Raw genomic sequence first — 13,282 nt, forward strand, 5'->3', positions numbered from 1 at the left:
ACCCCCAACCCCCTCCCCGCAAGCGATGAGGGGGCTATTATGTACCTCATAACAAAGGAATCTGCTGTATCTTATCAAATTACCTCAATGCATACTCTTGGTTATATTCGACTAACTCAATCTCATTCCCATCAGGATCGTTAACATATATTCTGTACTTCGTTTCTGGTGCAGTCATTATGTAATATTCAATCCCTTGAGAATCAAGCAGTTTTTTCATCGCTTCCCCATCTTGAATCGTAAAGCCTACATGATTGGTACCGATATTTTCATAAGCTGTATGCACACGCTTTAACTCAGGATGATCGTTGAGGGAAAGATAAAATTGATTATTGCCAAAATGCATCCACCGATTACCCTCAAAGACGCCTTCCACACGCACATACCAATCAGGAAATATCGTTTGATAAAACTTCTTGGTTGCGTCAATATCTTTGCAAGCAAGGTTAATGTGTTCAAAACGAGTAAAGTTCATTTTGTACTCCTTTTTTATGTTGTAATTTTTCGCATCTCGTTCCCTAGCTGTGCTTACCGACAACAAAGCTTTGCAGAGAGACTAGAATTTTTTACCTTAAATAAATCATAGTCGATATGAGTTTGAGTTGACAATGTAGTTTTGTTAAAAAAAATTACAGATGCATTGACATCATGTCCGTTTAATAAAAACCTACGTACCGTCGTAGAGACGTTCCGACGGAACGTCTTGACATTGCAATTCAGAAGGCACTTATGCTGGAGGCAGAAGGCAGAAGGCAACCCACCCTTACTCATAGTGGGATTGAAACAAGGACGTTTTATACCGTCCGTGCAAGCCATCTTGAGTATAATTATTTGTTTCAACTGGGCTTTAACCCACAAAGTAAGTTTTAATTGATACTCCTAACATAAGTGCCTTCTGCCCTCGAACTTCTGCCTTTCTTGTAAACACTCCTCGTCCTTTTGCTGTTTCCTGAATCGTGACATGAAAATTGAGCTTTGCAGCTGAAATCGTCTCTATTGTATTCATAGATAAAAACCCACTATGTTTAAATTTCTTGCGGCTTCCAAGTTTCCAACTTGGCTTGGTTGCAGTTCACCTTGAAGAGATAAATTTTCGGTCTACTGAAAGTATTCCCCTAGTTAATTGTAAAGAGGTTGACTAGAGTAGGAAATACCATTATTGATCGTTTCATCATCAGCGTAGGTAAAAATTAGGTTAGTTCGCTTGACTTCTTCCCAAAGAGGCAAAACTCGATGAACAGTTTTGTTCGTTTTCATAAAGTAGCAATCTCCAACATTATGCCCAACCCGTTTAGCTAATGCTGTATCGAGATCGCTAATTTCCATACTGTGGGGAACAAACTCCAGGCATCCTCCAGCCTCTTCTGGTGGGGTTTCAATAAAAAAAACAAAAGCAAAGGCATGGGTATCGAGATGTCCCCCATGAACATCCCCGATTTTGTCAAGTCGATGAATTACATGCCTTTCAAAAGGATCGGGTGATGTGTTCTATTCCCGAAGTAATGCAGTATTAATAGATTTAGACACATCTAAACTAATTGCAATTTTAAGTGTTCGCAGAGAAGAAATAGTAATGAATCAAAAAAAGATTGAATTAAATGGTGCGTTAGAGTGAACCAGCACTGCATCCGGATTTCCCTCGGCTTTAAATCCAAGAGTTAAACCACATTCGCAATTTATAGCCATCAGGAGAAAGAGGTAAACCCAAATAAATGGGCATCCAGAAAACAAAGGCAGCTAAAATTATGAAGGTAATGGTGACACCGACAGCACGAAAATATGAGTTATAACTGCGGATACACTGGTCTACAAACCAGGCGATCGCTAAAAATGTAAACACCACAGATGGCATATAATGATAGATAAAAACGCACCGTGTTACTTCTACCCAAGGCAGTAAATTTGCCAGATAATTTAAAACTAAAAATAAAGCAATCCAAGTATCAACACAAAAAGGTGCAGCAGAAGAAAAACGCTTTGGCTTCTCCCAAAAGGTGATAAATTGCCAGACTATTATCCCGACTAAAAATAACAAACTAGCCAGACCAAACCACCACAATAAAGGATTACCCATTGCATGAACATCATAAATTACTTTCGCAGTTCCAGAGGGTAAAGGTGGTCCCATTACAGGTAGCGGTTCATTTAAACTTAAAGCCGTTTGATAATAATACGCCATTGGACGAGTCATTAAGGGCCATTTGTACCACGCAGCACAGTAAGGATGCACATCAGGAGTATTCCCACCTAGCTGTAAATGGAACTTCAATATTTGCTCATGTACTGTAATAAAATTGAACCTTTTATCTAATTGAAGGTGGGGAATCCAGATGATGCTATAGATAAAAGCGGGGATAATTCCTAAAAAAAATAGAATCTGAAAAACATTTAGCTGCGTTAATTTTTGCAGCGGTGTCTGAACTGCATTTAATTTTAAATTGTCGTGATGATAACTATCTGAAACCTTCAAATCATCTAAATTTACTTGCTTATTTTTCGCTAAATAAAACGCTTGCACCAAACGAATTAACCAAGCTGTGATCCAAATGAAATAAGCACCCAACAAAAACCATAAACCATTCCATTTCGTAGCTGCTGATGCCCCAAAAGCAATACCAGAAAAAACTAACCAAAAAGTGCGTTTTTTCTTTTGTTTTTCTAATGCCAATAATAAAAACCACTGTCCTAACAAACCAAAGATGACAATATAGATATTATTTAGTGCATAGCGAGATTCAACCAGAAATATGCCATCACAAGCTGTAAATAAACCTGCCAAAAAAGCAAAGCTGCGACGATGACTTATTTGATAGGCAATTGCAGCAACAACTAAGGGAATAAATGAGCCTGTGAGAGCATTTATCCAACGATAACTCCAAGGTGTTAACAGCGAACCTGCAAGTCCATTTACCTCTTCTTGCCAAAAGGGAATGTGACTGCCAATCCAAATGCCAATACCAATGATATATTGACTCAGCGGCGGGTGAGCATTAAAAAATGGTTTGTGGATGAGATAGTTATTACCAAATGTGGCGAAGTAAACTTCATCAAATACGAGAGTATTAAATCGTCCCAGTCCCCAAAACCGCAAAGCAAGTGAGAGGATAAATACACTCGCCATCCCTATATAAAACCATTTTTTAGTCATTGTGAATTGGGTATTTGTTAGTTGTTGGTTGTTGGTTGTTAGTTGTTAGTTGTTAGTTGTTAGTGGTTAATTGTCAAAAGTATCTAGTAGTCTATGTCATTAATTCTGATGGGTAATCAAATTTTCAAAGCCTTAAAAATCAATTATTTTGCTAAGTTGAAACCCCTCAAAACTTATGACATGAACTACTAGTCCTTTTCTAGCAAAGTTCGCCGCGTAAAACGGTGACTGCTTGTCCGCTTAGATACACTCGTTCCCCTCCATAACGAACTCGCACCACTCCACCTCGCGCTGAAGCTTGATAAGCGATGAATTCATTTTTACCGAGGCGATCGCTCCAATATGGTGCCAGACAACAATGAGCCGCACCTGTAACCGGGTCTTCATTGACACCGAGTTTCGGGGCAAAAAAGCGCGAAACAAAATCATATTCTCCGGTATCGGCGCCACTGGTGACAATTACACCTTCGGTAGACAATGTTTCTAAAAGAGTAAAATTAGGTTTGAGATTTCTAACTACGGTTTCCGATTCAACTTCCACTAAATAGGCAAGGTTATTTTTTCCTACATATTTAAATTTCACTCCCAAAGCTTTAATTAATTCTTCAGGTGCGGTTGCTATTTCTGTCAGCTTGCTAGGAAAATTTAGTTCAATCCATTCACCTTGTAGTTGCGCTGTTAACAATCCGCTGCGAGTATGAAATTGCGCTGTTTCTTCGGGCGATAAATGTCCTTCTGACCATAATACATGAGCGCTGGCTAAGGTAGCATGACCGCACAAATCCACTTCCACAGATGGCGTAAACCAGCGTAGGTTGTATCCTTCAGCTTGTGGCAGCAAAAAAGCCGTTTCTGAAAGATTCATCTCTTGAGCGACATTTTGCATCCATATGTCATCTTGTGGTGCTGATAATACACAAACTGCGGCTGGATTGCCGGCAAAAGGTTTGGCGGTGAAGGCGTCTACTTGGATGATGGTTTGTTTCATTTTTTTGCCTCACGCAGAGAAAGAGCGCGGAAATAAGGACTTTTATAAGAAGACTATTAAACCACAGATTGATACAGATAAATCATCTGCGTTCATCTGCGGTTTATTTTCAACTTTAAACTCAAGATTCAGGATTTTCGACTTTGGCAATTTCCAACATTGTCTTTAAAACCGAATCTGGATTTAAGCTGATTGAGTCAATTCCTTGCTCTACTAAAAATTGAGCAAATTCTGGGTAATCGCTGGGTCCTTGTCCGCAAATGCCGATTTTGCGATTTTTCTTTTTCGCAGATGCGATCGCCATTTTAATCATTCGCTTTACTCCTTCACTGCGCTCATCAAACAACCGCGCTACTAACGCTGAATCTCGATCTAATCCCAATGTCAGTTGAGTTAAATCATTAGAACCTATGGAGAATCCGTCAAATACTTCGGCAAATTCTTCAGCCATAATTACATTACTGGGCAACTCGCACATTACGTAAACTTGCAAGTTGTTGACATTTTGTTCTAAACCATTTTTTGCCATTTCTGTCAATACCAAACGTCCTTCATCGGGGGTGCGACAAAAAGGAATCATTGGGATGACATTAATTAAACCCATGTCTTCGCGTACTCGCTTAATCGCGTGACATTCTAAAGCAAAAGCTTCTCTATAACCTTTATCATAGTAACGCGCTGCTCCTCGCCAACCAAGCATCGGGTTTTCTTCGTGCGGTTCAAATTGTCTGCCACCTAACAAATTAGCATATTCATTACTCTTGAAATCTGACATCCGCACAATCACAGGTTTGGGATAAAATGCAGCGGCAATTCTGCCGATACCTTGGGCTAATCTATCTACAAAATATTGCGGTTTATCGTCATATAATGCGGTAATTTCCTCAATTTTATCTTGAACAATTTTATCTTCTAACTTGTCAAAATAAATCAACGCCATCGGATGAATTTGAATTTGATTAGCAATAATAAACTCTGTCCGCGCTAAACCCACCCCATCGTTAGGAATTGTAGATAAACTAAATGCTTGTTGAGGATTGCCCACATTCATTAAAATTTGGGTGCGAGTGCGGGGCAAGTTTTCTAATTGAATTTCGTTGACTTCAAAAGGTAATAAACCTTGATAAACTCGTCCTTCTTCTCCTTCAGCGCAAGACACTGTTACCTCTTGACCATTTTTCAATACTTGTGTTGCATTACCACAGCCAACAATTGCCGGTAAATTCAATTCCCTCGCGATAATTGCGGAGTGACAATTACATACAATAACTGGCGTATATTTGCTTGTGAAGACAACATAGTTATGATGTTCAGCAACTGTAATATTGTAAACATCACCATCTGTTTCTTCATCAACTAAAACCACTCGCTGCATACGTGTGTTTCCTGCAAGTAGTTCTTCAAACAAACCTGTTTCCTGAAGCTGTTTATCTGAAATTAGTAAATTATTATCTCTTCTAAGTTTGATTTGACCTGTAACATCGTCGCCAAAAAGCTGGTTAGTAGCAAAGAAGCGTGTTTGTATTGTTCTTTGGGTAACTTCTCCCTTTACTCGTTTAGTAAAGTTAAATATTTCTGCAATTTTTTCAACCAGTTGGACATTAGATATTCCTCTATTCTTTGTTACCGAAGGAACAATACCTATCTTCAAACAAGCTACTATCACAGCTTGCAATAAAAGGTTTTCGGAGATATATATATTAATGCGCTCGTTGAAGTAACAGCCATCTCCGTCTATCACTCCCGCAAGGAAATTGTAAGCAAATTCTACCGAGTTGTTCAGCAGGATGTTAACAATATTTTGCTCTTTTTCATGTAATTCGTAGGCGATTTTTTTAGAGTATAGCCTGTAAGCTGTTGCTTGATCTACTACTAAGTGACCTCTGATATAACCAGAAGATGCATTTTTCAGACAAGGAACAAAAGATTTATTGTAAACCGCATTCAGGCATTGATTCATCGCAGCTATAAATTGCTGCTTTTCCAAGGTGTCTTTCTGTATAAACTGTACTTCCCCATGAGTGCGGCTTCTGTAAATTGAACCATCTGTAAAAATACCGCCTAATAAATAAGCTAGCTCTATTTTTTCTTTTTGATTTTCTTGCAACTGTGGAACATGTTCTGCTACTACCACCATTTCTTTGTGTGCGAGTATCTCTTGAATTTCGGTTTTCACATATTCACCATCCCTAATATTAATCATCTTATGATCTGGAGTTAGGCGCAAACAGTTATCAGTAACTCTACCTGTTTGAGACACGCTGACACCAATCATGTTTGATTGCCTTTTCATTGAGTCAATAATTGGTTGCCACTCTATTTTGCTTGTTTGTGGATTTAACGATAGAGTTAATAATCCTTCGTGACCTTGCTCATAAATATCCTGCAAAGTCATAAAACCTTTATTTGTTAAAACTTTTGTTTCTCCATCAAAACAAGTGCGTCCACCAGAGTTTGTAATAATCGCACTAGCGCGTTTCATAATCGGTTCCCAATCGGGATCGGTTCTTTCTGTTACTAAGATTTCCCCGGCTTTAAATTCATGGATTTTATTAACATCTAAAATCAGGTGAACTTTACCTTGGCTAATAGCTTCACCAACAGCGCGACCAGTGATTAGGGGAGTGGGAGAGGGGGGGATGGGGAGAGGGGGGGATGTGGGGAAAGAAGAATTATTCTCCTTGTCTCCCTGTCCCCCTTGTCCCCCTTGTCTCCCTGTCTCCCTGTCCCCCTGTCTCCCTGTCTCCACTAATCGATAACTCCGCAAGACATTCTGGACTTTCTGAGATTGCACTGTTTCCGGACGCGCTTGCACAATAAATAATTCGTTGGTAATGCCATCTTTTGCCCATTCGATGTCCATCGGGGTGAATTTGCCGTGAACTTGGGAATAATGGTCTTCTATTAAACATGCCCAATTAGCTAAGTGTAAAATCTCGTCATCTGCAAGGGCAAATTGAGCTTTTTCATCTGGCGAAACTTGTATATTTTTGGTAAATTTTGAGCCGTCATCGTAGACCATTTTTAATTCTTTACTACCCAATCTTTTATCGACGATTGGGCGGAAACCTGCTTTTAAAGTTGGTTTAAAAACTTGATATTCGTCGGGGTTAACTGTTCCTTGGACGACGTTTTCACCTAAGCCGTAAGCAGCTGTAATTATTGCTGCGTCTTTAAAGCCTGTTTCTGTGTCAATGGAGAACATTACCCCAGAGGTTGCTAAATCGGAGCGCACCATTTTTTGCACGCCTACGGCAAGGGCAATGTTAAAGTGGTCAAATCCTTTGATGTGGCGATAGGAAATAGCGCGATCGGTAAATAGGGAAGCAAAACATTTATGACAAGCTGATAATACTCCTCGAATACCAGTAACGTTAAGATAAGTTTCTTGCTGTCCGGCAAAACTAGCGTCGGGTAAATCTTCAGCGGTAGCGCTAGAACGCACGGCTACATCTGTGTCTGCGTTGTAGCGATCGCATAAAGTTTCATAAGCTTCAATAATCGCTTGCCGCAATTCTAGAGGAAATGGTGTGTGCAGCAATAGCGATCGCGCTTTCTTTGCAGACGCGTGTAAATTTGTTACATCCTCAACATCCAAGTCTTTAAGCACTTCTCGCAGCTTTTCTTCTAAAGATGCTGATTCGATGAAGTACCGATATGCATAGGCAGTTGTAGCGAACCCGTTAGGAACGTTAACACCTTTGGGTGTGAGTTGTTGAATCATTTCCCCCAGTGAGGCATTTTTCCCACCAACTAGAGGAATGTCAGCAATGCCGACTTCATCAAACCAGAGAATGAGCGATCGCTCTTTTGCTGAAACAGATAAAGTATTTTTAGATACTGTATTCATTGGTATTTCCTTTTAAGTATATTTTTCGGACAAGAGTGCGGTGTAAAACTTTATTTTGGCTAACTACTCTAATTTTTAATTTACTTCAGATTTAATGCAGTTTCACTATCCCTGTTTTATCACTTGGGGGTAAAATATTCATTTATTATTGGGTTATCTTCTCAACAAATCGTTGATTTATCCAAGAATCACAAATATAAAGCTATGTCAAATATATGAAAATATTAGCTTTTAGGAGATAATTATATAACTCAATTATGTCATATATCTTTTTTTCTCTTGGCGGACTTGCCGGTTAGATTAATAAATCCAATTGAAATGTTTCTTAAATTTAAAATAATTCTACCAATTAATCAAAATTTTTTTGGTAGGAATGTTACTTACCTGTGTACTATAGTTGCTAGTTGTGTTTCAACATTACAGATACCTACTAATTATTTCAGCGACACTCACTTATCACTCATTAGCCATTTAAGGAGGAAGCAATCATGGGCAAGTACGACAACATTTTTAACTCCCAACAGAAATCAGAACAAGCACTGACTCCAGAAGAGGCAGTAGCAGCGATCGCTGTTGTCACCGCAGCGGCTGATTCTTCTCTCGAAGATGTGGATGCAGAAACTATAGCCATGATCCTTTGGGAATTTGAGGTATTCGAGGAATACTCAGAAGAGCAAATATCACAAATTGTCGATAGACTGATGGGGATTGGTGAGGAAGAAGGTCTGGGAACGCTGTTTCATACTGCCACTGATTCTCTCTCAGATGAATTGATACTGGATGCTTTTGCTGCGGGTGTGTTGATGGTTATAGATGAAGAAGAGCTAATTATTCCTCAAGCAAAAACCCCTTTGTTGAAAAAGTTACAGCAAGCTTTGGATCTTGAGGAGGAAGAAGCCCAAGAAATTATACAGGAAGTAATCGCTGCTTATGAAGAAGCAGAATATGAAGACGAAGACGAAGACGACACACTACTAGACTCTAACTTTGAAGCGTATGAATCACCTTTGGGTAATTTTAGTGTCGCGATTCCGGTTGACTCGCAACAAGGTGGTAGAGTTGAAGATCAAGAAGGAGTAGTTGGTTTTTCTGATGACAATGGTACTTTGTTGAGAATCGATTATTATGCTTTAACTCCCGAAGAGGAGGAAGAAATCGAGTCTATGGGGCTGGAAAAATATCTGCAAACAGTTCTAATAGATAAGTATGTACCTCAAGCGATTTCTACTAGCTTACCAGATGCTAAGGTGGAATATAACGAATATTTAGAAGACACAATGGATGGGGCTTACTTTGTCTTAGTTAATATGCCCAAAGGTTCAACGATTTCTAAGCAAGAAAATAACGGAACCGCTACCAGGATGGATGTTTACCGAGGTCTTTTGTCATTTTTTAATGGTGATTTTTTGTATATAGTCAGCATTCAACCTGGCATTTTTCCAGATGAAACTAGGCATTCTTTAGAAGAAGAAATATATCACCTTAAGCAGAATATTTTGGGTTTTGTTGAGACGATAGAGTTCACTTAGTTTGAGAATAGGGGCTAGGGACTGGGGACTGGGGATTAGGGACTAGAAAGAGCATTATTACCATTGCCCCCCACTTCCACCCCTGTGTTTTTTAGGAGGCGATCGCACATCTTACCATTTTCTTATTTTCTATATTCATCACCACAATCGCCGATAATTTGATATAAATCGCGTGAATTGCCAGACACAGCATTAAGTCTTAAGCTATCCTCACTATCAAGTGTGAAATTAAACACTCTGGCATTATCTTCTAGATGTTCAGAAACACCAAGTCTCGCACCGACTATTACACCAGCTAATGCTGGTTTATCTAAGATGTAACGCACTGCTACATTAGAAATACTCACACCATGCTTATCAGCAATTTGTTTCAGGGTAGAAAGTAACTCTTGAAATAAACTCCAACCCCCCCACGCATCTATCATCTTTTTATATTTTCTTAAGCTAACCGTAGTTAAGTCAAAGTTTCGCGGTTCGGGTTTACCCAAATAATTTTCTGATAATAAACCACCGCAAATAGTGCCGTAAGTAAAAAGTTTGATATCGTGTTCTTGACAAAACTTAATCATCTTCACTTCCGGACGACGGTCAACTAAAGAAAATTGCACTTGGTTAGAAACTATTTTAATACCTGCTTCGGTAATGATTTGTAAATGTTCAGTATCAAAGTTTGTCAAAGCTAAATGCTTAATTTTTCCCTCAGTTTGAAGTTCTGTCATATATTTGAGGGCATCTAAATAGTTTTTATCTTTATATTCCCACCAGTGAAATTGCATTAAATCTAATGATTCCACATCCATTCTTCTCAGGGATATATTGATATTTTCCTCAACGAGTTTTTTGGTCATTTTTCCAGGTCGAGGAACCCATTTTGTGAAAGCTTGTAGGTTAGATAAAGCTTCTTTGCCACGAGTAGCAATTAATTGACGGTGAAACTCACCAATAAAGTCTTCCGCTGGACCATAATGGTCTGCTAAATCCCAAGTTGTAAAGCCGGCATCCATATATTTAAACATTGTTTCGATGGCGGTGGGTGGGGAAATGCGTCCGTGTCCCCCAGAAACTTGCCACATTCCATTTAATATCCGGCAAATGTTTAAATCAGAAGTGAATTGTAGACGACTTGATGTTGGTAATACCATTTTGGATTTTATAATTTTAGGTTATTTGATTAACGCCAGTTTTTTTCTGCTTGTTCGAGAACGTATGTAGCTACATCTTGAATTTGTTGTTTAGTTAAGCGGTCTTTGTAAGCCGACATATTGTTTTTGCCGTTAGTTACAATGGATGCGATCGCGTCTATTGAATCCATATTATTTTTCTTCAGCGCTTTCATTTTTAAGTTCTTACCCCGCCTGATAATATTACTACCATTAATATGGCAACCAGCGCAATGAACGCTAAAAATTTGTGTGCCGTTAACTGTTTCGTCCGCGAAAGCAGGAGATATTAAATTAAGATTTAATAATATGAGTAATATGATTATCAGTACGTTTTTCACCATGATAGTTCTTGTCATGTAGATGTGCGTTTACAGCAGATTGCGTTTTTTCTTGAATACACGTAGATACGTTTCGGTGGAACGTCTTTACGCGGAACGTCTCAGAGCGGGTTTTGGGTTTTATGCATGTACCTCCTAAACTTGAAATATGCTGTATATAACCGCGTAGTCGTCGGGTATTTTTGTAATTATGTATATTGATTATCTCACGAAGCGTAACCTCATACAAGGTGCGGAAATTGCTCTTATTTTTCTATCTAAAGGAAGTACCAAGCTGGAAAATACTGCGCCACAATATATATATGCAACATAATGTCTAAAAAGTTTAACTTTTAGAGATCCAAATTATCTACAGAGAAATTAACCATGCCTAACAATATCAAAGAACAAATTACAATCGACATAAAACAAGCCAAAGAAGCCGGACAACTTAGAACCGATCGCATTCGAGAAATTGTCAAAGCCGCAGTTTCTCAAGTTACCTCTGAGTTTAAAGAAGGTTCAACAGAATTTCGCACAATTGTTAGAGAAGCTGTTTCTAGCGTCATCGAAAACTTACAAGAAAAAGGTGGCGAACTCAAAGAAGAAGTGACAGCCTCAATTGAAGGAGCGCTGGAAGCTGTTAATAGCAAAAGACACGAAGTAATTGCTAAAACTCAAGCAGAAATGAAGCAACTCCAGGCAAAACTGGATAATGAAGAAGAACAACTTCAGCAAGAAATTGATGGCATTTTAACAGATGTTGAAGAAACGAGCAAAGAAAATGCTCATACCAAAACTGTTGTTGATTCGGCTGTAAACACGATCAAAAACAGTGAAGAAGCCGCATTATTACAGAAACGTTATGCTCAATTGCAAGCGCAGCTAGCCATTGTCAGAGCTAATTTAGCTGCACGTTATGGTGGACGTGGTGAAGAAGTTAAAGGTTATCTAGACGAGGCTAAAACCTGGTATGATAAAGCTCGTCCCCAAGCGGAAACATTGGCTACACAGGTAGCGCAACAGCGATCGCAGTTAGAAGATAAACTCGGTGAAGCTGGTTCAGAAATCGCTAAAAAAGAACGTCAGATAAAACTAATTTTGCGCGAGTTGCTGTCAACAGCGGTTAACTCGTTTAAAGAAAAAGAACATTCTGATAAATCTCACAAATAGAGATTTGGTAATTTTATCAGCACCTACCCTTCCAGGGTAGGGCGTTGCGCGTACAAAGCCTACCTACGTAGGCTTTTAGATATTCAGCCCACGAAGGTGGGCTTTGTTTTTGTAGTCGCGACTTCAGTCGTCGGCTTTTTTGCTAATCAAATACACCTAGAGACGTAGCAGTGCTACGTCTCTACAAAGTTTTGGGTTTTATATATTCCCTGAAATCTGCTTTATATAACAATTAAAAGGGTGGACTTAATATTAGTCCACCCTAATTTTCTTTCCTTGTTAAGAGAGAAGATTCATCCACCGTCAAGGCTTTACTAAATCGGTTCCTGTCTATCTAAAGCTTCTTCATGTTTAGCAATAACCCAAACTGCATGAATACTACCAGGAACCCAACCTAGAAGGGTTAGCAAAACATTAATCAGCAAAGTTGGACCAACACCAACTGTTAAGAAAACGCCTAAGGGAGGCACAAGAAGACCAAGGAGAAAACGAACTAATTTCATGGTATTGCTGCTACTATTTCAAATTTATTTACTTAGATTTTCGGAAATTTACCGAATTATAAACTCCATCGGAGGAATTATTTTAATTCGGAAGTTTTATTTATCCCTTCATATTTGGGGTAGAGACATAATAGCAAGGAACGTCTCTACTCCAGCAAACACTTAGCTTGAAGGTAATTCACCTTGGGTTTTAACATCAGCACTATTCAAAGCCAGATTTTTCTCGGCAAAGTATTTGCTAATGAAAGTGTTAGCAAAAGATAAAACAACTGGACCAAGAATAAAACCGAGAATTCCGTGAACGCTAAACCCAGGAGCCAAAAATGCTGCTAATGTAAAACACACACCGTTTACAATTAGAGAAAATGCTCCAAAGCTTAGGAAATTAAGCGGTAAAGATAAGGTAGACAGAATTGGCTTAACTGAGCCATTGATTAAACCAATTACTAAAGCAGCAATTAAAGCAGCCGGAAAGTTAGCTATATTAACACCCGGCACAATTAAATCAACAATTAGCAGGCTTAAAGCTGTCGCTAGCGTTATAAAAAGGGTTCCCAACAACATTTTTTTTCACCTAATAAGCAAAGATAGTTTCAACGTTCTGAAACTAT

General features: G+C 38.8%; 10 protein-coding genes and 1 pseudogene. 2 read left to right on the plus strand and 9 right to left on the minus strand.

From position 1 onward, the window contains the following. Positions 1-79: 79 nt before the first annotated feature. The 5 genes and pseudogenes from TOL9009_RS0128635 to ppsA all read right to left on the minus strand — a co-directional run bounded on the left by TOL9009_RS0128635 (position 80) and on the right by ppsA (position 7,986). Positions 80-475, minus strand: a complete 396-nt coding sequence (locus tag TOL9009_RS0128635; RefSeq protein ID WP_029636743.1) for a VOC family protein — start codon at positions 473-475, stop codon at positions 80-82. 644 nt (positions 476-1,119) lie between these two features. Continuing rightward, positions 1,120-1,461: pseudogene (locus TOL9009_RS50920) on the minus strand (HalD/BesD family halogenase); the annotation flags it as partial. Positions 1,462-1,645: 184 nt separating this feature from the next. Next, positions 1,646-3,148, minus strand: a complete 1,503-nt coding sequence (locus TOL9009_RS0128660; protein ID WP_029636747.1) for a dolichyl-phosphate-mannose--protein mannosyltransferase — start codon at positions 3,146-3,148, stop codon at positions 1,646-1,648. A gap of 199 nt (positions 3,149-3,347) precedes the next feature. Then, positions 3,348-4,136, minus strand: coding sequence for a PhzF family phenazine biosynthesis protein (locus TOL9009_RS0128665; RefSeq protein WP_029636748.1), 789 nt, complete (start codon positions 4,134-4,136; stop codon positions 3,348-3,350). Positions 4,137-4,257: 121 nt separating this feature from the next. Continuing rightward, a complete protein-coding gene (gene ppsA / locus TOL9009_RS0128670) occupies positions 4,258-7,986 on the minus strand; it encodes a phosphoenolpyruvate synthase (protein ID WP_029636750.1) in 3,729 nt (1,242 codons plus the stop codon). A 488-nt stretch (positions 7,987-8,474) separates the two neighbouring features. Here ppsA and TOL9009_RS0128675 point away from each other — a divergent pair, with 488 nt between their 5' ends. Then, complete coding sequence (locus TOL9009_RS0128675; RefSeq protein ID WP_029636752.1) at positions 8,475-9,515, plus strand: tellurite resistance TerB family protein; 1,041 nt, start codon at positions 8,475-8,477, stop codon at positions 9,513-9,515. A 122-nt stretch (positions 9,516-9,637) separates the two neighbouring features. Here the strand turns inward: TOL9009_RS0128675 and TOL9009_RS0128680 are convergent, their stop codons facing one another. Further along, positions 9,638-10,657: an aldo/keto reductase gene (locus TOL9009_RS0128680; RefSeq protein WP_029636754.1), complete on the minus strand. Its 1,020-nt coding sequence runs from the start codon at positions 10,655-10,657 to the stop codon at positions 9,638-9,640. 29 nt (positions 10,658-10,686) lie between these two features. Next, on the minus strand, positions 10,687-11,019 hold the full coding sequence (gene petJ / locus TOL9009_RS0128685; RefSeq protein WP_029636756.1) for a cytochrome c6 PetJ: 333 nt from the start codon (positions 11,017-11,019) through the stop codon (positions 10,687-10,689). A 363-nt stretch (positions 11,020-11,382) separates the two neighbouring features. Here petJ and TOL9009_RS0128690 point away from each other — a divergent pair, with 363 nt between their 5' ends. Beyond that, positions 11,383-12,168, plus strand: coding sequence for a GumC domain-containing protein (locus tag TOL9009_RS0128690; RefSeq protein WP_029636758.1), 786 nt, complete (start codon positions 11,383-11,385; stop codon positions 12,166-12,168). Between the two features lie 314 nt (positions 12,169-12,482). On the opposite strand, the gene TOL9009_RS0128695 is transcribed toward TOL9009_RS0128690, so the two are convergent. Next, on the minus strand, positions 12,483-12,671 hold the full coding sequence (locus tag TOL9009_RS0128695; protein ID WP_029636760.1) for a YqaE/Pmp3 family membrane protein: 189 nt from the start codon (positions 12,669-12,671) through the stop codon (positions 12,483-12,485). Between the two features lie 162 nt (positions 12,672-12,833). Further along, the gene (locus TOL9009_RS0128705) at positions 12,834-13,235 is read right to left on the minus strand and encodes a phage holin family protein (RefSeq protein ID WP_038296668.1); all 402 of its coding nucleotides are present in this window, start codon (positions 13,233-13,235) and stop codon (positions 12,834-12,836) included. Positions 13,236-13,282 lie beyond the last annotated feature (47 nt).

Origin of the sequence: [Scytonema hofmanni] UTEX 2349, assembly GCF_000582685.1 — a bacterium.
GTDB lineage: Bacteria > Cyanobacteriota > Cyanobacteriia > Cyanobacteriales > Nostocaceae > Hassallia > Hassallia hofmanni.